The organism is Streptomyces sp. NPDC018045 (assembly GCF_044327445.1).
In the GTDB taxonomy this organism is placed as follows: Bacteria; Actinomycetota; Actinomycetes; order Streptomycetales; family Streptomycetaceae; genus Streptomyces.
Map to the genome: position 1 here is coordinate 25,846 of NZ_JBIRFL010000015.1, position 21,158 is coordinate 47,003.

At 72.1% G+C, this 21,158-nt stretch carries 15 protein-coding genes; 5 read left to right on the forward strand and 10 right to left on the reverse strand.

From position 1 onward, the window contains the following. Nucleotides 1–177 precede the first annotated feature (177 nt). Nucleotides 178–1,440, reverse strand: a complete 1,263-nt coding sequence (locus tag ACH4EB_RS26785; RefSeq protein WP_398350329.1) for a CobW family GTP-binding protein — start codon at nt 1,438–1,440, stop codon at nt 178–180. A gap of 58 nt (nt 1,441–1,498) precedes the next feature. Further along, the gene (locus ACH4EB_RS26790) at nt 1,499–2,665 is read right to left on the reverse strand and encodes a citrate synthase (protein ID WP_398350331.1); all 1,167 of its coding nucleotides are present in this window, start codon (nt 2,663–2,665) and stop codon (nt 1,499–1,501) included. A gap of 197 nt (nt 2,666–2,862) precedes the next feature. Here ACH4EB_RS26790 and ACH4EB_RS26795 point away from each other — a divergent pair, with 197 nt between their 5' ends. The 4 genes from ACH4EB_RS26795 (at nt 2,863) to ACH4EB_RS26810 (ending at nt 8,691) form a co-directional block, all read left to right on the forward strand. Next, nucleotides 2,863–4,089, forward strand: coding sequence for a citrate/2-methylcitrate synthase (locus tag ACH4EB_RS26795; protein WP_398350439.1), 1,227 nt, complete (start codon nt 2,863–2,865; stop codon nt 4,087–4,089). 810 nt (nt 4,090–4,899) lie between these two features. Then, nucleotides 4,900–5,982, forward strand: a complete 1,083-nt coding sequence (locus tag ACH4EB_RS26800) for a sucrase ferredoxin (protein ID WP_398350333.1) — start codon at nt 4,900–4,902, stop codon at nt 5,980–5,982. Between the two features lie 376 nt (nt 5,983–6,358). Next, the gene (locus ACH4EB_RS26805; protein ID WP_398350441.1) at nt 6,359–8,020 is read left to right on the forward strand and encodes an ATP-binding protein; all 1,662 of its coding nucleotides are present in this window, start codon (nt 6,359–6,361) and stop codon (nt 8,018–8,020) included. Beyond that, complete coding sequence (locus ACH4EB_RS26810) at nt 8,017–8,691, forward strand: response regulator (protein ID WP_398350335.1); 675 nt, start codon at nt 8,017–8,019, stop codon at nt 8,689–8,691. Before ACH4EB_RS26805 ends, ACH4EB_RS26810 begins: the two co-directional genes overlap by 4 nt. A 36-nt stretch (nt 8,692–8,727) precedes the next feature. Here the strand turns inward: ACH4EB_RS26810 and ACH4EB_RS26815 are convergent, their stop codons facing one another. The 4 genes from ACH4EB_RS26815 to ACH4EB_RS26830 form a co-directional block, all read right to left on the reverse strand. Next, nucleotides 8,728–9,405 (reverse strand): response regulator, encoded by a 678-nt coding sequence (locus ACH4EB_RS26815; RefSeq protein ID WP_398350336.1) that lies wholly within the window; start codon nt 9,403–9,405, stop codon nt 8,728–8,730. Further along, on the reverse strand, nt 9,402–10,592 hold the full coding sequence (locus ACH4EB_RS26820; protein WP_398350338.1) for a sensor histidine kinase: 1,191 nt from the start codon (nt 10,590–10,592) through the stop codon (nt 9,402–9,404). Before ACH4EB_RS26820 ends, ACH4EB_RS26815 begins: the two co-directional genes overlap by 4 nt. A gap of 72 nt (nt 10,593–10,664) precedes the next feature. Beyond that, on the reverse strand, nt 10,665–11,162 hold the full coding sequence (locus tag ACH4EB_RS26825) for a DUF1453 domain-containing protein (RefSeq protein ID WP_398350340.1): 498 nt from the start codon (nt 11,160–11,162) through the stop codon (nt 10,665–10,667). A gap of 182 nt (nt 11,163–11,344) precedes the next feature. After that, nucleotides 11,345–13,465 carry a type IIA DNA topoisomerase subunit B gene (locus ACH4EB_RS26830; RefSeq protein ID WP_398350341.1) on the reverse strand — a complete coding sequence of 707 codons (2,121 nt, stop codon included), beginning with the start codon at nt 13,463–13,465 and terminating at the stop codon, nt 11,345–11,347. A 446-nt stretch (nt 13,466–13,911) separates the two neighbouring features. Between ACH4EB_RS26830 and ACH4EB_RS26835 the strand changes: the two genes are divergently transcribed. Then, nucleotides 13,912–14,142, forward strand: coding sequence for a hypothetical protein (locus ACH4EB_RS26835; protein ID WP_033267354.1), 231 nt, complete (start codon nt 13,912–13,914; stop codon nt 14,140–14,142). A gap of 208 nt (nt 14,143–14,350) precedes the next feature. On the opposite strand, the gene ACH4EB_RS26840 is transcribed toward ACH4EB_RS26835, so the two are convergent. The 4 genes from ACH4EB_RS26840 to ACH4EB_RS26855 form a co-directional block, all read right to left on the reverse strand. Further along, the gene (locus tag ACH4EB_RS26840) at nt 14,351–15,163 is read right to left on the reverse strand and encodes a S1 family peptidase (RefSeq protein ID WP_398350343.1); all 813 of its coding nucleotides are present in this window, start codon (nt 15,161–15,163) and stop codon (nt 14,351–14,353) included. 151 nt (nt 15,164–15,314) lie between these two features. Beyond that, a complete protein-coding gene (locus ACH4EB_RS26845) occupies nt 15,315–16,868 on the reverse strand; it encodes an RNA polymerase sigma factor (RefSeq protein ID WP_398350345.1) in 1,554 nt (517 codons plus the stop codon). A gap of 582 nt (nt 16,869–17,450) precedes the next feature. Continuing rightward, nucleotides 17,451–18,383 carry a FadR/GntR family transcriptional regulator gene (locus ACH4EB_RS26850; protein ID WP_398350442.1) on the reverse strand — a complete coding sequence of 311 codons (933 nt, stop codon included), beginning with the start codon at nt 18,381–18,383 and terminating at the stop codon, nt 17,451–17,453. A gap of 192 nt (nt 18,384–18,575) precedes the next feature. Continuing rightward, nucleotides 18,576–21,107, reverse strand: coding sequence for an ATP-binding cassette domain-containing protein (locus ACH4EB_RS26855; protein ID WP_398350346.1), 2,532 nt, complete (start codon nt 21,105–21,107; stop codon nt 18,576–18,578). Nucleotides 21,108–21,158 lie beyond the last annotated feature (51 nt).

The window sequence follows — 21,158 nt, forward strand, 5'->3', positions numbered from 1 at the left end:
CGCAGTACCGCGCTGACGACGCCCCCGGGGCGGCTGCGGCCGGGCCGGGGGCGTGCTCGTGCCGGGGGCCGGGCACGGGGGGCAGCCGGGCCCGGAGCGTTGTCGTGCTGTTCTCGGGGATCTCTCGGTGGGGGCCTGGTGGGGCCTCGTCGGAGGGCTCGGTGCGGGAGGGGCGGCTTACTGGTCGTCGGGCTCTTCCGGCCCCTCCGGCTCTCCCGGCTCCCCCGACTCTTCCGAAGCAGCGAAGGCAGCGGGCTCACCGGGCTCACCGGGCTCACCGGGCTCACCGGGCTCACCGGGCTCACCGGGCTCACCGGGCTCACCGAGGGACGGTACGTACCGCAGTACGCCCCACATGCTGTTGACGTCGGCGCGCTCCGGGCCCGTTTCCCGGCAGTCCGCCAGCTCCTTGCGCAGAGCCACCGCGTCGACCCCAGTGCCGATCAGGACGAGCTGGGTGCGGCGCGCCTCGTCCGGCTGCCACGGCGTCGGGTAGAAGCGCAGGAAGTCTCCGACCGCGTGCACGGCGAACTTCTGGCGGTTCTCCGGTACGTCGAAGTGGACGAACCCCTTGATCCGATAGAGTCCGGCGGGCCTGCTGTCGAGAAAGGCCATCAGCCGACGCGGGTTCATCGGCTCGTCCGATACGAACTCGACGCTCTCGTAAGCGGCGTGGAGGTGCCGCCGATGATCGTGGCCGCACTCCCGCCCGTCGCAGCCCGGCCCGTGCCCCTCCACGGCCGTCTCCCCCTCGGCTTCCGCCTCAGCCTCCGCCTCCTCGCGGAACAGGTCCTCGAAGGACAACTGACGGACCGCCTCGTCGTCCGCGTCGCGCGGTTTGCGGTCGAAGAACAGCTCCGGGTCGATCCGCCCGTACGCGGCGGGCACGACGGGCGTCCCCGGGCTCAGCTCGGCGAGGGTGTCCAGGAGCGAACGCTGCTCCGCCTCCCCGATCCGGTCGGCCTTGTTCAGGACCACCAGGTCGGCGATGGCCACATGCCGGTCGATCTCCGGGTGCCGGGCCCGGGTGGCCTCGAACTCCGCCGCGTCCACGACCTCGGCCAGCCCGCCGTAGACGATGCGGTCGTTCTCACTGGCCAGGATCATGCGGATGAGTTCCTGCGGCTCGGCCAGCCCGCTCGCCTCGATGACGATGACGTCGATCCGGGCCGACGGCCGGGCCAGCCGTTCCAGGTATTCGTCCAGCTCGCTGGTGTCGACGGCGCAGCACAGGCAGCCGTTTCCCAGCGAGACCATCGAGTCGACCTGGCCGGCCACCGTCATGGCGTCGATCTCGATGCTGCCGAAGTCGTTGACCACCGCACCGACGCGGCTGCCTCCGCTGCGGCCCAGCAGATGGTTGAGCAGGGTCGTCTTGCCGGAGCCGAGGAATCCGGCGAGCACGATGACCGGGATCTGTCGCGGGGCCTGCGGGGCCAAGGGGGCGCCTCCATCGTCGTACGTCGGTGCGGCGGCGCGCCGTCGGTCCGGCGCGCCGTCAGGTCAGCGCGGCGGGCACCGGCTGCGGCGGGAGCGGACCCACATAGCGGGCCGCCGGGCGGATGATCTTCGTGTCGTCCGCCTGCTCCAGGATATTGGCGCTCCACCCGACCACCCGTGCCGCACAGAACGTGGGGGTGAACATCTCACGCGGCAGGCCGCACAGCTCCATCACCACACCCGCGTAGAACTCGACGTTGGTGTGCAGTTCGCGGCCGGGCTTGAGTTCGGCGAGCAGCGCCTCGACCCGCTCCTCCACCTGCACGGCGAAGTCCACGAGCGGCCCGCCGAAGCCCCGGGCGATGTCGCGCAGCATCCGCGAGCGCGGGTCCTCGGTGCGGTAGACGGGGTGTCCGAAGCCCATGATGCGTTCCCCCGAGCGGACCCGTTCGCGGATCCAGGCGTCAATACGGTCCGGGCTGCCGATGGCGTCGAGGGAGTCCAGGGCCCGGCTGGGCGCCCCGCCGTGCAGCGGCCCGGAGAGCGCACCGACCGCGCCCGCCAGGCAGGCCGCGAGGTCGGCGCCCGTGGAGGCGATGACGCGGGCGGTGAACGTCGAGGCGTTGAAGCCGTGGTCGATGGTGGAGATCAGGTACCGCTCGATGGCCCTGGTACGCGCGGGGTCGGGCTCCTCACCGGTGAGCATGTACAGGTAGTTGGCGGCGTACGGAAGGTCGTCCCGCGGCTCGACCGGCGCCAGGCCCCGGCCGATGCGGTGCAGCGCGGTGAGGATGGTGGGCACCGCGGCACTCGCGGTGAGGGCGTCGACGTCGCGCTGCCGGGAGTCGATGTCGTAGAGAGGCTGGAAGTCCGCCGCGGCGCCGAGCAGGGAGAGCGCGGTGCGCAGGCCGGCGAGCGGGCCGCTGCGGGCACTCGCACGGGCGATCCCGGGCAGGGCGTCCCGTACGGCGTCGGGCAGGCGGCGCAGTGCCACGGTCGCCGCCTCGAAGGCCGCCCGCTGTTCCCCGTCCGGCAGGTGGCCGCGGAGCATCAGGTGCCAGACGTCCTCGAAGGTACGGCTCTGCGCGAGCTCCACGGCGGAGTACTGGCGGTAGTGGTAGAAGCCCTCCCCGCCCCGTACGTCCCCCAGCTCGGTCTCGGTGACGATCACTCCCGCGAGCCCGCGGGGCGCGTCGAACGTCGCACCGGCCTCGGCAATCGACATATCGGTCCTCCTGCTCTCCTGATCACTCCCTGTTGACTCGACTGTCCAATGTGGACTGGGGAGGTGTCAACATTGATTTAATCAATACATACGTCGAGACAATCGATACAGTGGGCATCATGGCGGATCACGGAACGGGCGGCAGTGGCCACGGCGACGTCGGCCCGGTAGGCATCGGTGGCGGCGGGAGCGGCAGCATGGGCGGCGAGCGGCGCCTGACCACCCGGGAGGCGGCCGAACGGCTCGGCGTGAAGCCGGAGACGATCTACGCCTACGTCAGCCGCGGCCAGTTGACCAGCCGACGGGCCCCGGCCGGCCGGGGCAGCACCTTCGACGCGGCGGAAGTGGACGCCCTCGCCCGCCGCGGCGCCCGCCGCGAACCGTCCGTCACGGGCGGTGACCTGGCCCTCCGTACGGGCATCACCCTCATCGACGCGGACCGCTGCTACTTCCGCGGCGTGGACACGACCGAGCTGGCCGCCCACTACGGCTACGAAGAGGTCGCCGAGTGGCTCTGGACCGGCGCACTGCGTCCTGGCGTCCGTTTCACCGCTCCGGAGGAAGCTCTCGCGGCCGCCCGCCGGGCCGTCGACGCCCTGCCCGGGCACTGCAGCCCGATGGACCGGCTACGCGTCGCGGTGGTGGCGGCGGCCTCCGCCGACCCGCTGCGCTTCGACCTGTCCGAGGACGCCGTCCTGGGCACCGCACGCTCCCTCATTCCCACGCTCGTGGACGCGCTCCCCCGCCTGGAGAGCGGAACCGACCGCGCCTCGGCGCCGATCCCCCGCCGTCTGTGGTCACGCCTCACCGAGCAGCGGCCCGACGAGGCGTCACTGCGCGTCCTGAGCGCGGCACTTGTCCTTCTCATCGACCACGACCTCGCCGCCTCAACCCTGGCCGCGCGGGTGGCCGCCTCGGCACGGGCCCACCCGTACACCATCGTCTCGGCCGGTTTCGGCGCCCTCGACGGCCCGCTGCACGGCGCCGCCAGCACCCTCACGCACCGCATGCTGCGGGAGGTACTGGAACGGGGCAGCGCGGCGGCCGTGGTGGCGGACCATCTGCGCGCCGGCCGTCGGGTGCCCGGCCTCGGCCACCGCGTCTACCGGGGCGAGGACCCGCGCGCCCGCGCCCTGTTCCGCCTCCTGGAGGACGTACCGCAGGCCGGCCCAGCGCTACGGGCGGCGCGCGAGGTGGCCGCGACGACCGCCCGCCACGCCCCGCTGCACCCCAATGTCGACCTCGCTCTGGGCGTGCTGACCGTCTCGGCGGGCATGTCCGCCGCGGCCGGCGAGACCGTCTTCGCGGTGGCCCGCACCGCCGGCTGGATCGCCCACGCGCTGGAGGAGTACGAGGAACGCCCCATGCGCATGCGCCCCAGCGGCCACTATCAGGGCCTCCGCCCACCGCAGCCCCTACCGTGACGAGACGAGACGAGAAGGAGCTTGAGCGACAAGGCCCCGAGGGCTGTCCGCCGAGGGGGGGGTGGCGATCCGCTCCGAACCCCTGGCCACCGCCCGGTCATCGTGCTCGTCCATGAGGTCCTCGAAGGCGGACACCGAAGGCCCCTCGACGCCTGGCCCGGCGGCCTGCGGCGCTGGCCGCCGCGGCGGCCAGGTGCGAGAACGGGCACGAAGCTGGGACGTGGGCTGCGGCTGGCGCCTGAGCCAAGGCCGGAGCCGGAGGCGGGGCCGGGCCGGGGACAAGCCCGGGGAGGGGCCAGGGCTGGAGCCGGGGCCGAGGACGAGGCCGGAGCCGAGGCCGGAGACAAGGCCGGAGCCGGCCCACAAGACCAAGGGCACTACCGGGGGCAAGGCCAGGGCTGGAGCCGGAGTAGAAGACATGGCCGGGCCCGGGGCCAAGACCAGAACCGAAGCCAGGGGCGGAGCCAAGCCCAGGTCCACCACCAAGACGCCACCCAGTGCGACCGCCGCGACAAACGCGGAACGGAACCTCACGGCTGTCTCCCCCTGAACCGGGCTCAACAAGCGGACGAGCGCGCCACATCAGCCACGACCGGCGAAGCACTCCACGACCACGGACCGGGCTCACTGTCGAGTCGTCAGGGCCCCCTCCGAACCGATCCAGAGTATTTCCGCCCAACCCCCTGGTCCCGAACAGAGAACCCGGCTCCGCCTCCTTCGTCCGGCTCCGGATCGCCCGTTTTCGGTTTCCGGTTCGCGCGCTTTCGGTTCCGGATTCCGGTCGCCCCGGGGCAGGTTAGGGTTACCTATGTGAGCACGTGCGCAACCGCTTCCCGCGATGCCGCCGAGCCCGTCGCGGGCACTTCGGCCACCGCCCGGACCTGGCTGCTCGTCGAGCAGACCGGCCCTTGGGGCACCGAGGCGCTGACCGAGAGCCACCTCGATCCCCGCATCGGCCGCGCCCTCGAGGCGGCGGCGGACGGCACGGGCGTACGGGTGGCCCTCGTCCGTCGTCCGGGCCGGCACGCAGACTGCCACGGCGCCCCCGCCCGCCGGGCGTTTCTCGCCCACACCGCGCCGAACCGCTCCTGGATCCGGACCGCCTCCGTCACCGACCCGGGCACCTTGCCGCACCTCGACTTCGCCCGGCTGGGCTCGGGCGAGCACGACGGGCTCTGGGAGCCGTACGACGGCGAGCCGCTGGCGTTCGTCTGCACCAACGGCAAGCGTGACCGCTGCTGCGCCGTCCTCGGGCGCCCGCTGGCCGCCGAACTCGCCGCCAGCGGCGCCGAGGCGTGGGAAGTCACCCACATCGGCGGCCACCGCTTCTCCCCCACCCTCTTCGTCCTCCCGTACGGATACGCCTACGGGCGGGCTTCCGCTCCGCTGGTCAAGGACGCCATGGCATCGGCGCGGGACGGCCGGATCCTGCTGGGCCACTGCCGCGGCCGTTCGACCTGGGAGCGCCCGGCGCAGGCCGCCGACCTCGCCGTCCGCGAGCTGATACGCGAGGACCGGGCGGACGCGATCGACGTCGTGCACAGCGCGCCCGTACCGCCACCCGACGACGGCGGAGACGACGGGGGCGAGGGGACGGGAGAAGATGAGGGGACGGAAAAAGAGGCGAAAGGCTCTCGCCACGAGGACCCCGCCTCGGCGGCTCCCGCACCCCCGGCGCCTCCCGCACCCCCGACGACCACGGCATCCCCGGCGGCGGCCCTGCGTGACGCCCCCGCCCCCACCTGGGCCGTCACCGTCGCGCACCGCGACGGCCGGTCCTGGCGGGTCATGGTCCAGCAGCGCGCCGACGGCACCCCCGCGCCGGTCGGCTGCGGTTCTCCGCTCGGCAGACCCGCCCGCATGGCCGTGCTGTCCGTACGCTCTCTCGCCTGACCCGGCCGCTCGGCCGCACCTTCCGCCGAACCTCTTGGCCGCACCCGCCATCTTCGACCACATAGGCCCCCTCCTTCGACCCCTTCGACTGCCCCGGCCACCCGTCACGTTCGGTGACCGGTTGTGACTCTGCGAGATTAACCGGTCACGGAAAGACCGTGAAACCCCTGTGGATAACGTCCCCCACCGCCCGGAGCCGGGCTGATTACCTGACCGCACTGCGCCCCGCCTACTGTTCGTGCGTATGGGCGCAAAGGGCGAGATCGACGCGCGGCCGGGTGTGGACCGCCCCACCGGCAGCGGGCTCCGTGCCGCGCTGCCGGGGCTGCGTCTGCGCGTGGGCTGGCCGCGCCGCGTCTTCGCGCAGGTGCTGCTGATGCAGTTGGCCATCGCCGCCGGCGTCACGGCGCTGGCCACCGGCCTCTTCCTCGCTCCGCTCGGTGCGCAGCTCGACGACCAGGCGATGCGCCGCGCCCTGGCCATCGCCCAGACCACCGCCGCCGAATCACGCCTCGACGACGCGCTGAAAAACTCCCGCCCCGGCCGCCGCGGCCCCGTCCAGGACGAGGCGGAGCGGATCCGCCGTGCCACCGGAGCGGAGTACGTCGTGATCATGGATACCCGCGGGGTGCGCTGGTCCCACACCGATCCGGACCAGATCGGGCGGCGCGTCTCCACCGATCCCAGCGGCGTCCTGGCGGGCCGCGAGGTCATGCAGATCGACGAGGGCACCCTGGGCCGCTCCGCGCGCGGGAAAGTGCCGCTGCGGGACGAGAAGGGCGACATCGTCGGCGCCGTCTCGGTCGGCATCGCGTACGAGAGCGTGCAACAGCGACTGCTGAGTACCGTTCCGCAGTTGCTCGCCTACGCGGGCGGGGCGCTCGCCGTCGGCGCGCTCGCCGCCTACCTGGTCGCCCGACGCCTCCAGCGCCGCACACATGACCTGGCCTTCTCCGACATCTCCGCCCTGCTCACCGAGCGCGAGGCGATGCTGCACGGCATCCGGGAGGGCTTCATCGCGCTCGACGCGCGCGGCCGCGTCCGGCTGCTGAACGACGAGGCGCAGCGCCTGCTCGACCTGCGTTCCGAGGACACCGGCCGTCCCCTGGAGGACGCCCTGCCGCCCGGCCGTACCGCCGAAGTGCTCTCCGGCCGGGTCCGCGGCGCCGACCTGCTCACCGTCAGCGGGCAGCGCGTCCTGGTGGCCAACCGGATGCCGACCGACGACGGCGGGGCCGTGGTGACGTTGCGCGACCGCACCGAGCTGGAGCGGCTGGGCCGCGAGCTGGACGGCACCCGCGGACTGATCGACGCGCTGCGCGCCCAGGACCACGAGCACGCCAACCGTCTCCACACCCTGCTGGGCCTCCTCGAACTGGGCCTGCACCAGGAAGCCGTGGAGTTCGTGACCCAGGCGGTGGGCGTGCACCGGGCGACCGCCGAGCAGGTCACCGAGCGGGTGCACGATCCGCTGCTGGCGTCCCTGTTGGTCGGCAAGGCGACGGTCGCCACCGAACGCGGCGTCTCGTTGAGCATCGCTCCCGGCAGTCGGCTGCCGGACCGCGTGGTGGACCCGCACAGCCTGGTCACCGTCCTGGGCAACCTGGTCGACAACGCCCTGGACGCGACCGCCGGCACTCCTGGTGCGCGGGTCGAGGTGGAGCTTTGCGCCGAGGGCCGTACCGCGGTCGTCCGGGTCCGCGACAACGGCCCCGGAGTGCCGCGGGCCCGGCGTACGGAGATCTTCACCGAGGGCTGGACGACCAAGGAGCCCCCCGCGCACGGGCAGCGCGGCATCGGCCTCGCGCTCGTCCGCCGGCTGGCCGAACGGTACGGAGGCACCGCCGATGTGGGCGAGAGTCCCGGCGGGGGCGCGGAGTTCACCGTCACGCTCCCTGACGCGCTGTCCGACGCGCTCGCCGAGGACGCACCGGACGGTGTCGCCGCCGGAAACGCGGGCGGCGCAGGTCCGCGAGCCACGGAGGGGCGCGCGTCCGACGGCCGCGACCCCGGCGACGCCGCGGCGGCCGGCCGATGATCGACGTGCTGGTCGTGGACGACGACATACGGGTCGCCGAGATCAACGCCGCGTATGTCGCGAAGATCCCGGGCTTCCGGGTCAGCCGCCTCGCCCACTCCGCCGCCGAGGCCCTGGCCGCCCTGCAGACCACCGCCGTCGATCTCGTCCTGCTGGACCACTACCTGCCCGACGGGACCGGGCTTCAGCTCGTCTCGCGGCTCCGGCAGCGCGGCCTGCAGACCGACGTGATCATGGTGACCGCGGCCCGCGACATCGCGACGGTGCAGGCGGCGATGCGTCAGGGCGCGCTCCAGTACCTGGTCAAACCGTTCACGTTCGCCGGGCTCCGTTCCAAGCTGGAGGGCTACGCGGCGCTCCACCGCACCTTCGAGGGCGGCGGCCAGGCCGAACAGTCCGAAGTCGACCGGCTCTTCGGGGCGCTGGGCTCCGCCAACGCCGGCCCCGCTGAGCTGCCCAAGGGGCACTCGACGGCCACCGCCGACCGCGTCCGGACCGTCCTGCGCTCGGCCGACGCGCCGCTGTCCGCCCAGGAGGTGGCCCGACAGGCCGGCCTGAGCCGGCAGACCGCGCAGCGCTACCTCAAGCTCCTCGAACGTGCCGGGCGGGTGCGGCTCAGTCTCCGGTACGGGGAGACCGGCCGCCCCGAACACCGTTACGTCTGGGTCTGACGACCGGACGCCGCCCCGAAGAGCTTTCTCACCCGATCAGGTGACGGATGATCCGGGTGGCTGTGCGAGACCGTGCCGGTAGGCGTAGTGGATCGCCTGGGCCCGGTCCCGCAGCCCCGCCTTGGCGAAGAGGTTGTTGATGTGGGTCTTCACGGTCGCGTTCGAGACGTGCAGCGACCGGGCGATCTCCGGGTTGGACAGCCCCTCGGCGACCAGTCCCAGTACCTCCACCTCGCGCGCGGTCAGCCCGTCCGGAGGGTCGGGCGGCGTCGCCGGGGCGGCCGTCCCTACGGGTTCGGCGAACCGCTCCAGCAGCCGCCGCTGCACCTTCGGGGACAGCCCGGCCGCGCCCGACAGCACGTCCTCGATGGCCCGGACGATCTCGTCGCCGTCCGCGTCCTTCGTCAGATAGCCCCGGGCGCCGGCTTCCAGCGCGGGGAAGAGGTGGTCGTCGTCCGCGTAGGTCGTCAGCACGACGACCTCGGTGCCCGGGTGCTCCGTCCGGATCCTGCGGGTGGCCTCGACGCCGTCGCAGCGGGGCATCCGGAGGTCCATCAGGACGACGTCCGGGGCCAGTTCGGCGGTGAGCCGCACCGCCTGCTCGCCGTCCCCGGCGGACCCTACGACCTCGATACCCGGCAACAGCCCCAGCAGCATCACGATTCCCTCGCGCACCACCGTCTGGTCGTCGGCCACCACGACGCGCACCGTCATACCGGCACCCTCAACCGCACCACGAAACCCTCCTCGGCAGGACCGGAGCCCAGCGTTCCGCCGAGGAGTTCGGCGCGCTCCCGCATCCCCAGCAGACCGTACCCGGAACCGGACGAGCCCAGATCGCCGAGGTCCCCCGGCCTGCCACCGCGGAATGTCCTCCGCGCGCCGGAATCCCGCACCTCCAGCTCCACCTCGTCCTCCACGTAGGCGAGCCGTACGGCCACCCGCGCGCCGGGGGCATGCTTGCGGACGTTCGTGAGCGCCTCCTGCGCCACCCTGCGCAGCGCGAGACCCGCTTCGGCGGACAGTTCGCGCCGCTCCCCCGTCACTTCCAGGGAGGCGTTCTCAGCGGCCGTCAGATGACGCAGGTAGTCCTCCACCGGGGCCATCTCACCCCGGAGCGCCGACAGCGCCTGACGCGTGCCGTCCAGCCCTTCCCTGGCCATACCGCGCGCGGCCACGACCCGCTCCAGGATCTGCTGCCGGTCCGCCTCCAGGTCGCCGCTGCGCCGGATCAGCAGCCGCGCCGCCTCCAGGTGCACCAATTGCGCGCTCAGACTGTGCGCGAGCACGTCGTGGACCTCGCGGGCGATGCGGCCGCGCTCGGCCAGCGCGGCCGTCTCGGCCTCGGCCTCACGGGCGGCCCGCTCCTGGGCCAGCAGCCGCTGTGCGTTGCCCCGCGCCTCGGCGTCCAGCCGCACGACGTACCCGGCGAGTCCGAGCCCGACGACGGTCGCCGCGATCGACGGCCAGCCGTCCGGGCTGCGCACGGCATACGCCGTCAGGGACGCGACCATGCACGGCACCGCCGCCGCCAGCGGAAGCTGCGCCATCGAGACGATGGCGCTCGCGCCCCACACCACGGCGGCCGGCACCCTCGCGTTTCCCATGTCGAACCAGAACGCGCCGCCCTCCAGCAGCGCCAGCAGTCCGAGCGCCGGCCACAGCCGGCGCCGGAGCGTCGCTCGGAAGAACCCCCACAGGGCCAGAACGCAGAGTGCGACCACGGCCAGCCCCAGCCCCACTCCGGCGTTCCGGAACTCCCGGCCCGCCAGCGCGCTCCACAGCAGGCCGGCCATCACCACGATGCGGATGGCTCGGCCGATCCACACGCGTGTCCTGTTCGAACCCTCCCGGGAAAGCGCCTCCCGGGAGGGCCAGCTCGTCCAGAAACTCAGCGGCACAAACGATCCTTCCGGCACGGTGCTCCCGGGGCTGGGCCGCCGGCGCGTTCTGCGGGACGCGGAGTCACGCTCTCATCCACCGGCTGCAACACGGTACGTCGGGCGCAGCGACTGGGCGCGCCACACCATGGCGCCCGTACGGGCGAGCAGCGTGGCGGCCACGGTCAGCAGCGTGGCCTGGGTGCCCAGGTGGACCCCGGCCGACACCGCGACCCCGTACAGGGCGAACCGCAGCCCCGCGCCGACGACCCAGGCCACGGCGGTCACCGCGCGGCCCGCGGACCAGACCTCGCCGTCCGCGTCGGTCCAGATCCGCGTCGTCCACGCCCAGGCCGCGCCGGTGAGCAGGCCGAGGGCCACGCCGACGGCCAGCAGGACGGTGGATCCGGTGGGGTGCGCGCTGTCGATCAGGCCGGGTTCGCGGACCGCCAGGAAGGTGAGGACAGCGGGTATCAGCCACCAGCTCTTGCCTTGCGCCGTCAGCCGCCGCGGCTTGAGCTGCCGTACGGCCACCACAGCGATGACCGCGATGACCGCGATGACGACGAGAACGTTGAGCGAGCCGCTCATGACCTGGGCCTCCGTGGTACGGGAACAACAACCGTCCCGACGCTACGGAGCGGGCCCCACCGGGCGGATCGGCGTGCGGGTGGGGCCCGGGTGGAAAACGCGGCGGGCGCCTCTCCACCCGTGGGTGGACAGACGCCCGCACCAGCGCGCGCAGACGCGTCACGCGCCCCCGCGGCGGCCCGTCAGGTGTCGATGCGCGAGAGGTCCAGCGTGGAGGCGGAGCTGGTGATGAACTCCCGGCGCGGCGCGACCTCGTTGCCCATGAGCAGATCGAAGGCCTTCTCGGCGGCCTCCAGATCGCTGATGTTGATCCGGCGCAGGGTCCGGTGGCGGGGGTCCATCGTGGTCTCCGCGAGCTGGTCGGCGTCCATCTCGCCGAGACCCTTGTAGCGCTGGATGCTGTCCTTGTAACGGACGTTCTTGCGCTGGAGTTCCAGCAGGGTCTGGCGCAGCTCGTTGTCCGAGTACGTGTAGATGTACTTGTCCTGGCCCTTCTTGGGCTGGATCAGCTCGACACGGTGCAGCGGCGGCACCGCCGAGAAGACCCGCCCCTGCTCGACCATCGGGCGCATGTAGCGCTGGAAGAGCGTCAGCAGCAGGCACCGGATGTGCGCGCCGTCGACATCGGCGTCCGCGAGGAAGATGACCTTGCCGTAACGGGCCGCGTCGATGTCGAAGGTACGGCCGGAACCCGCTCCTATGACCTGGATGATCGCGCCGCACTCGGCGTTCTTGAGCATGTCCGAGACCGACGACTTCTGAACATTGAGGATCTTGCCGCGGATCGGCAGCAGCGCCTGGAACTCGGAGTTGCGCGCCAGCTTGGCGGTGCCCAGCGCCGAGTCACCCTCGACGATGAACAGCTCGCTGCGCTCGACGTCGTCGCTGCGGCAGTCGGCCAGCTTGGCGGGCAGCGAGGAGGACTCCAGTGCCGTCTTGCGGCGCTGCGCCTCCTTGTGCTGCCGGGCCGCGATACGCGTACGGGCCGCCGCCACGATCTTGTCGAGAACGGCGCGGGCCTGCTGCTTGGCGTCCCGCTTGGTGGAGGTCAGGAACGCCTTGAGCTCTTTGGCGACGACCTGGGCCACGATCCGGGAGGCGGCCGAGGTGCCCAGCACCTCCTTGGTCTGCCCCTCGAACTGCGGCTCCGCCAGCCGCACGGTCACGACCGCGGTGAGCCCCTCCATGGCGTCGTCCTTGACGACGTCGTCCTCGGCGACGCGCAGGAGCTTGGCCGACCGCAGGACCTCGTTGACGGTCTTGGCCACGGACCGTTCGAATCCGGACACGTGCGTGCCGCCCTTGGGGGTGGCGATGATGTTGACGAAGGACCGGACGGTGGTGTCGTAGCCGGTGCCCCAGCGAAGCGCGATGTCGACGCCCAGCTCCCGGGTCACCTCGGTGGGCGTCATGTGGCCGCGCTCGTCCAGGACCGGCACGGTCTCCTTGAAGGTCCCCTGCCCGGTCAGCCGCAGCACGTCACAGACGGCCTTGTCCTGCGCCAGGTACTCGCAGAACTCGCTGATACCGCCGTCGTACCGGAAGGTTTCCTCCGTCGGGCCCTCGCTCTCGACGCCGCGCTCGTCCCGTACGACGAGGGTCAGGCCGGGCACCAGGAAGGCGGTCTGGCGCGCCCGCGCGTGCAGCGTCTCCAGGGACAGCTTGGCGTCCTTGAGGAAGATCTGCCGATCGGCCCAGTAGCGCACCCGGGTGCCGGTCCGGGTCTTGGGGATGCGCTTGCCCTTGAGCAGGCCGTTGGCCGGATCGAAGGGGGCGTCGGGGCCGGACTCGGTGAAGATGCCGGGCACCCCGCGGCGGAAGCTGATCGAGTGGGTCTTGCTGTTGCGGTCCACCTCGATGTCCAGCCGGGCGGAGAGCGCGTTGACCACCGAGGCGCCGACGCCGTGCAGACCGCCGGAGGCCGCGTAGGAGCCGCCGCCGAACTTGCCGCCGGCGTGCAGCTTGGTCATCACGACCTCGACGCCACTCAGGCCGGTCTTGGGCTCCACGTCGACCGGGATGCCGCGGCCGTTGTCCCGGACCTCGACCGAGCCGTCGTCGTGCAGGATGACGTCGATATGGTCGCAGTAGCCGCCCAGCGCTTCGTCGACGGAGTTGTCGATGATCTCCCAGAGACAGTGCATCAGGCCACGGCTGTCCGTCGAGCCGATGTACATGCCCGGGCGCTTGCGGACGGCCTCCAGTCCCTCCAGGACGAGCAGATGCCGCGCGGTGTAGTTGGATCCGTCCCGGTCTGCCCCGGTCAGCACGGCGGTGGACGGCACGGACATCTCGGCGGTCACGCGGTTCGCTCCTCGCTGAATTACTGGTGGCCCGCATTCCGCGGACCCGGTCGTGGCGGTGTCGCCGGTGAGAGCGTACCGAGGCCCGGTAGAGCCGATGTGACGCCACCCGTGACGGTGTCCATGGTAGTAGACTTTCGTTCAGGTGTTCGATCCCTCGATGGAGTGAGAGCGCGGTGCCGCGCACATCACGTTCCCTTCGAGGCATGAACCATTTAGGCTCCGGGCACGTCCTCTTGAACAACCGGCAAGCCAGCCGGGAGGACAAAAGCCCAGCAACCAACGTGAATCAGACCACCACGCAATACGGCTCATTCGCCGCCACCCGGCAACACCCGGCCCCCCTGGAAAAAAATTTTCAGGGAATAGGCACGAGCGGGAACGTTTTCGGCCTGGTTGGATGTTGACCCTGGTACGACAGCTCGTCGAGCTAGAGAAGAGGCGACGTGACTACTGTTCTGACCCCCGCGAGCCCGCTGACGGCCGCTGACCGCTGCGACCGCTGCGGCGCCCAGGCATACCTGCGCGTCGTCCTGATGTCCGGCGGCGAACTGCTCTTCTGCGCCCACCACGGCCGCAAGTTCGAGCCAGAACTCAAGAAGATCGCCGCGGAAATACAGGATGAGACGGAGCGGCTGACCGCCCCTCCCGCGTCTGCTTCCGATGAGGAGCGCTGACACATCGCATCCGACGACGAGCGAGTAGCGGTCTAGGGCCGTGCGGCGGGCGGTCCCCCGGCACCATCGGGGGGCCGCCCGCACTCGTCTGCACCCGCACAGCCGGCCCGAAGCCGTCACGGTTGCGCCTTCACGCGCCCCTCGTGACGCCCTGAGGCTCTCCCGTCGCACATCCCGACCCACGCCCCGGGCACCCGCTCCGCGGCCCTCAGCCGGCCCCATGGGCGGTCACATGCTTCACCATCGCCGAGATGCGCGTGTAGACGCCGGGCTTTCCCACCTTCCCGCAGCCCGTCCCCCAGGACACCAGCCCCACCAGGCGCCCCCGGGCCACCAGCGGCCCCCCGCTGTCCCCCTGGCAGGCGTCCCGGCCGCCGTTCGACGTGCCGGCGCACAGCATGGAACTGGACAGATACCTACCGTCCGCATTGCCTGGATACGCTCTGCTACAGGCCGCGTTCGAGAACATCTGGACCTGCGCCGAGCGGAGCGTGGCCGAGTACGAGCCGTTGCCGGTGGTGTCGCCCCAGCCGTACACGTCCGCCCTCGTACCCGCCTTGTACGCGGCGTCGCCGGCCTTGGCCATCACGAGTGCCCGCCCCTTCGGCATCTTCTTGCCGAGCGTGAGGACCGCGATGTCACCGGCGTTGCTGTAGCTGTCGTACGACGGGTTCACCCAGACCCGCCGCGGCGTCAGCTCCTCCCCGCCCCGGCCCCGCATGTCCTCGCGCCCCACGATGATCCGCAGATCCTTGACCTGCTGCCACTCCACGCCCAGCACCGCGCGGCTCAGGCAGTGCGCCGCCGTGACCACCGTCGCCCGGCCGACCAGCACACCGCCGCAGAACTGGCCCGAGCGGTCCGCACCGAAGCGCGAGCGGGAAGCGATGGCCACCATCCACGGGTTGTCGGAGACCTTCACCTGGCGGCCCCCCACCACCGACTCGTCCGCCCGCGCGGTGACCGGTACGGCGAGAACCAGGACGAGGGCCCCGAGGACGGCCCGGAGGTAGGCACGCATACACGCTCCTGACTGTGCGGAAGTGTTCGCACACCCAGGGTGAGACAGTTGGACGCATCACGCACCCGGACACACCGCGGGCCCGGCCCCCACCGAGGGGGTCCGGGCCCGCAATGCACTCGTACGGCCGTCCGGAACGACGGCTTCCGGATCAGTCCAGGTAGTCGCGGAGAACCTGCGAACGCGACGGGTGACGCAGCTTCGACATCGTCTTGGACTCGATCTGACGGATCCGCTCACGCGTGACGCCGTAGACCTTGCCGATCTCGTCCAGCGTCTTGGGCTGGCCGTCGGTGAGGCCGAAGCGCATGGAGACCACGCCCGCCTCACGCTCGCTGAGCGTGTCCAGGACCGAGTGAAGCTGCTCCTGCAGGAGCGTGAAGCTGACCGCGTCGGCCGGCACGACCGCCTCGGAGTCCTCGATCAGGTCACCGAACTCGCTGTCACCGTCCTCGCCCAGCGGGGTGTGCAGCGAGATCGGCTCGCGGCCGTACTTCTGGACCTCGATGACCTTCTCGGGGGTCATGTCCAGTTCCTTGGCCAGCTCCTCCGGGGTGGGCTCGCGGCCCAGGTCCTGGAGCATCTGGCGCTGCACACGGGCCAGCTTGTTGATGACCTCGACCATGTGGACGGGGATACGGATCGTCCGGGCCTGGTCGGCCATGGCGCGGGTGATCGCCTGGCGGATCCACCACGTCGCGTACGTGGAGAACTTGTAACCCTTCGTGTAGTCGAACTTCTCGACCGCACGGATCAGACCGAGGTTGCCCTCCTGGATCAGGTCCAGGAAGAGCATGCCGCGACCGGTGTAGCGCTTGGCCAGCGAGACCACCAGACGGAGGTTGGCCTCCAGCAGGTGGTTCTTGGCGCGGCGGCCGTCCTCGGCGATGATCTCCAGCTCGCGCTTGAGCTTAGGCGCCAGCTTGTCGGAGTTGGCCAGCTTGTCCTCGGCGAACAGGCCCGCCTCGATGCGCTTGGCGAGTTCGACCTCCTGCTCGGCGTTGAGCAGCGGAACCTTGCCGATCTGCTTGAGGTAGTCCTTGACCGGGTCGGCGGTGGCGCCGGCCGCGGCGACCTGCTGCGCGGGGGCGTCGTCCTCGTCGTCGTCGGACAGGACGAACCCGGCGTTCTCCGCGCCCTCGGGCACCTCGGCCGCGGCCTCGCCGCCCTTGCCGGCGGGCGCCGCCTCCTCGATCGGCTCGTCCTCGAGAAGCTCGTCGACGTCCTTCTTGGCGGCGGTCTTCTTCGCCACGGTCTTCTTGGCGGCGGTCTTCTTCGCGACCGTCTTCTTGGCGGCGGTCTTCTTGGCGACCGTCTTCTTCTCGGGCCCGCCCTCGGTCTCGCCGTACGACACGTCGCCCATCGGGGCGGCCGCGGTGGTGGCCTTCTTCGCCGTGGCCGTCTTGGCCGCGACGGTCTTGGTGGCGGTGCGCTTCGCCGGACTCTTCGCTGCGACGCTCTTGCGGGTGCGCTTGGGCGCCTCTGCGGCACTGACCATCAGCGTCACACCCTCCTCGTCGAGGATCTGGTTGAGGCTGCGCAGAACGTTCTTCCACTGGGTTGGCGGAATCTGGTCAGCCTCGAAGGCCCGACGCACGTCATCGCCGGCGATCTGCCCATCAGCCTTTCCCCGCTCGATGAGCGCCATCACTGACTCGGACTCGGCGATCTCCGGCGGGAGCGTACGGGATGTGCTGGCCGACACGAACAACCTCTCGGAACGATGGAAACGGCTTCCGACCCCGTCCACGATGGATCGGAGCCGACGACCGTCGGTGGGGATGGACCGACGGCGCGGGGGAAGCCGGGGAGTTGAACAGCGCCGAAAACGCCGCTCGCATTCCCTCCTCGGCTATCACCTCTTAAGTCATCGCGCCTCCCCGGCGAGCGTTACGCCCAATCTGCGTGGCCCGAGTCACACCACATAACGAGACATTCCCCCCTGAAGTGTGCGCAATCCTCCCAAGCAAACGCCGGGCCCGGATCACGCTTCCGGGCCCGGCGGCCTTACGTACATCGGCCCGCGTCCGTCGCTCGCTCGCGGCGGCGCACCGTCGCGGGCCCCACGCCCACGCCCGCGCGCTCCGCCGGCCTCCGCACGCCCTGTGCGCCCCCACGCCCTCCGCGCGCCCGGTATCCGCTCCCGCGCACCCCGGGTGGCCCGCACGCCTTCAGGCGGCCTGCCCCATGCGGACGTGCTTTCCGCCCCTACGGGTGCGCCCCTCGGCCGGGCCCTCCCGGCCGGTACGGGCCTCCGGCGGGCGGGGCCTCCGGGAGCGCCGGACCTTCAGTGCTCGCGGGGCGGCGGGACGGTGTGGTCCCCGGCGCCGCCGGCACCCTGGCCGCCGGTCTCGCCGTGGGCGGTCAGCAGGGCGCGCATCGCGCTCTCGGCGCCCGCCGCGTCGCCGGCGCCGATCGCGTCGACGATCCGCATGTGCTGGCCCACGGTCTTCTCCGCGGGGCGCTCGCAGCCGCCGGACGGGCCGCCCGAGACGTGCAGGGCGGAGGAGACGATGCCGGAGAGGTGCTCCAGCATCCGGTTGCCGGCGAGCTGGAGCAGCAGGGTGTGGAACTCGGAGTCGGCGCGGCCGAAGGTCAGCGTGTCACCCTGGGCAGCGGCGTGCCCCATGATCTCGACCATGTCGGCGAGGCGCTGCTGGATGTCGTCGCGGCTGTGGCCGGCGGCGAGCCGGGCGGCGAGGGGCTCGATGGTCCACCGCAGCTCGGACAGTTCACGGCGCTGGTCGTCGCGCTGCGGGCCGTACGCCCGCCACTCGATGATGTCGGGGTCGAGCAGATTCCAGTCGCTGACCGGACGCACCCGGGTGCCCACGTTCGGACGGGCGCTGACCAGGCCCTTGGCCTCCAGGACGCGCAGCGACTCACGGACCACGGTGCGGGAGACCTCGAAGCGCTGGCCGATCTCCTCGGGCACGAGCGGACGGTCCGCCCCGAGGTCACCGGAGACGATCATCTGGCCGAGCTGCTGGACGAGTTGGCCGTGCAGCCCGCGGCCCCGGTTGCCCGCCGCGCGGCGGCCGGCCCGGGCCATGTCCGCCTCGGGCCCGTCCCAGACGGGCGGTACGCGGTCGGCCCGCTCGGCGCCCGGAGCGTGGGCGACACCGCCGGCGCCGGGTGCGCCCGCGGCGGCGTAGGAGTAGCGGTCAAGCTCGCCCGGGCCGGCGAGGCCGGCGTCGGCGGGGCGAGCCGCGGTCATCATGGTGTGCGCAAGGGTACTCACGCATCATTTGTCGGCGACACCCCGGGACCCCTTGAGGTCTTTGGTGAAAAGCACACGAAAGGGTGATCGCCCATCATTCCCCAATTGACGCTTTATCGGAAAGAAAGGTGCTCCCCACGGGAGGGCTCGGGCATTGCCGTGCCAACTGCGCGCGAAAGCGGCCCGCGAGGGTCAGCGGGCCCTCTTCCGCAGTGCGGTCAGGGCGTAGGCGAAGACCAGCGCGGTGAGCGACAACGACAGGGCACCGCCCACCGGTTGGGCCGCCAGCCGCAGCGCCGCTCCGACCGCCTGGTCGAGCCCGGACGGCCACTGCACCAAAGCCGCCGACCGCAGCCGCGCGGGGGCCCCCACCAGGGACCGGGCGGCCGGAGCGGCCAACGCCTGCTGTACGAGGGGAAGAACGAGGACCGGTACGGCCAGGACGACGGCCAGGCCCGTCGCGGTGGACCGGAAGACACCGGCCGCCAGCACGCCCGCCCACGAACAGCCGATCAGGAGAGCCGTCCAACCGACGGCCAGCACCTTCACGTCGCCCCCGGGAGGCAGGCCGGCGGAACCGAACAGGACACCTACCGCCACCCCGTCGAGCAGCAGCGTGGCGAGCGCGAGGAGCGCCGCCGCGGCCCCGCTGATCAGCAGCTTGGCGGCGAGCAGGCCGAGGCGGCGGGGCACCGTGCCCTGCTCGGGCGCGAGCGCCGGATAGCGGAACTCCTGGCCGAAGGAGAGCGCACCGATCAGCCCGGCCGCGAGTGCCACCGGAGGGAACGGAAGTTGACGCGGCCAGCCGGTGAGCACATGCACCTGTGAAGTGTCCCCGGCACGTGCCAGCACCAGCGCGAAGGCCAGGGCCAGCGCCAGTGCCAGCACGAACACGACCGGACCGGCGGGATCGGTCGTGGCGCGGCGGAACTCGTAGAGCAGTGGCCATTCCGGGCCACGGCCGGACAGCCGCAGGCTGACGAGCTTTCGAGCAGCGTCTTCCGGCGAAGCCGGGGCGGGGCCGGGGGAGCCTGGGGGGAGGGAGGTGCGGAGGGGGCTCAGGGGTTTGAAGGTGGAGGTGGGGGTGGAAGCGGGGGGCTCCGGTTCGTGGGGTGTGGGTGCGGTGGGGGTGGGGTTCGGGTCGGGTGGGGTGGGTGTGGGTGAGGGGAGTACGTGCGCGGGAGGCGTCGCCTGGTACGGAGCGGCCGAGGGCGCGGGGTCGGCCGAGGACATGGGTGGTGGTGGCGTGTGGTCGGCCGACGGCGTGGGGGCGGTTTCTGCCACGTGGCCGACCGGTTGTGCGGGGTCGGCGGACCGGGCGTCGCCGCATGGCTGCATGGGGCCGAGCGGAGGGGCGTGGTCGACAAGCCGGCCTGTCACCGCAGGTGAGGGTTGGTCCGGGGTTTCTCGACCATCGCCCCTCAGGTCGGTGGAGACGGTGACGACGGCGGATGTGTCCGTCAACACGTGGGGTGCGTGGGGTGTGTGGGCCACCGGGGGTTCGTGAGCCGCGGAGTCACCGGGTTCCCCGGGATGTCTGGGGCCCCCGGGATGCCCGGGGAACTCGGGCCCCACGAGAGCCCCAGGGGCACCGAGATCCCCCGCAGCGCAGAGAGTTCCCCCCGTATCGGGAGCCCCCGCCGTGCCAGGAGCCCCCACCGCATTCGGAACTCCCGCGGCGTCCGAGGCTGCGGCCTCTTCGGAGCCCGCGGCGCCCGAGGCCGCCGTCGCGGCAGGTGCGGCTGGAACCTGCGCGGCGGAACGGGCGGCCGCCGGTACGGACCGGTTCCGGGTACGGCCGTCGGCGCGGGTGAGCGGGGCGACCGGGCCGGTGTCCCCCACCTCGTCGGCGAGCCGGTGCACGAGGATGCCGTGCCGGAACGCCGTGTCCCCCACAGCCGCGCAACTGCTCCCGTAGACGGCGATACGGTTGCCGCTCTCCCGTACGACCTCGATCGCGCGGCCGGCGTGCGGGTCCGTGCCCGGACGCGCGCGCTGCGCCTCGTCGACGAGCAGCGACGCGAGCCGGTCGGCGTGCGGGGAGCGGACGACGACGCGCGGGCGCAGCCGGGTCCGGGCGAAGTCGGTGACGTTCTGGTCCGCGACCAGCCTGCCGTCCTCGATGGTGACCACCCGGTGACCGAGCCGGGCGGCCACCCGGGTGTCGTCGGAGGTGACCAGTACGGCGCCGCCCTGCGCCGCGTAGCCCCGCAGCAGGCCGTGCAGCCAGGCCGCCTCGCGCGGGGACACACCCCGGGAGGGCTCGTCGAGGAGGAGGGTGTGCGGGTCGCCGAGGAGGGCGGCGGCCAGGCCGAGCCTGCGGTCCATGCCCCGCGAGAAGGCGCCGAGCTTCTCGTCGGCCAGGCCACTGAGGCCGACGAGGTCCAGGACATCGTCGGCCCTGGACGCCGGCACCCCCGCGGCGGCACTGAGCATCCGCAGGTGTCCACGCGCGGTACGGCCGGGGTGGCCGGGGACGTCCCCGAAGACCACGCCGATCTCCCGGGCCGGGTTCGGAACACGGTGCAGCGGACGGCCTCGGAAGAGCGCGACGCCACGGCCGCCTTCCAACTGGAGCATGAGCCGCAGCGCGGTGGTCTTGCCGGCCCCCTCGTCGCCGAGCAGGACGGTGATCCTGCCCGCGGGGGCCTCGAAGCTCAGGTCGTCGACGGCGGGGCGCCGCCCCTCGCGGGAGCCGCCGGTCAGTCCGATGGCCTGGATCATCGCGCCCCCCACGGGGTACGGGACCTTACGGAAGCGGTGGAGAGGAGGTGG

Excerpts from the sequence above, each read along its gene's own strand:
- ACH4EB_RS26790 (WP_398350331.1), bottom strand. The coding sequence starts at position 2,665 with ATGTCGATTGCCGAGGCCGGTGCGACGTTCGACGCGCCCCGCGGGCTC.
- ACH4EB_RS26795 (WP_398350439.1), top strand. The coding sequence starts at position 2,863 with ATGGGCGGCGAGCGGCGCCTGACCACCCGGGAGGCGGCCGAACGGCTC.
- ACH4EB_RS26805 (WP_398350441.1), top strand. The coding sequence starts at position 6,359 with ATGCAGTTGGCCATCGCCGCCGGCGTCACGGCGCTGGCCACCGGCCTC.
- ACH4EB_RS26810 (WP_398350335.1), top strand. The coding sequence starts at position 8,017 with ATGATCGACGTGCTGGTCGTGGACGACGACATACGGGTCGCCGAGATC.
- ACH4EB_RS26815 (WP_398350336.1), bottom strand. The coding sequence starts at position 9,405 with ATGACGGTGCGCGTCGTGGTGGCCGACGACCAGACGGTGGTGCGCGAG.
- ACH4EB_RS26825 (WP_398350340.1), bottom strand. The coding sequence starts at position 11,162 with ATGAGCGGCTCGCTCAACGTTCTCGTCGTCATCGCGGTCATCGCGGTC.
- ACH4EB_RS26840 (WP_398350343.1), bottom strand. The coding sequence starts at position 15,163 with ATGCGTGCCTACCTCCGGGCCGTCCTCGGGGCCCTCGTCCTGGTTCTC.
- ACH4EB_RS26850 (WP_398350442.1), bottom strand. The coding sequence starts at position 18,383 with ATGATGACCGCGGCTCGCCCCGCCGACGCCGGCCTCGCCGGCCCGGGC.
- ACH4EB_RS26855 (WP_398350346.1), bottom strand. The coding sequence starts at position 21,107 with ATGATCCAGGCCATCGGACTGACCGGCGGCTCCCGCGAGGGGCGGCGC.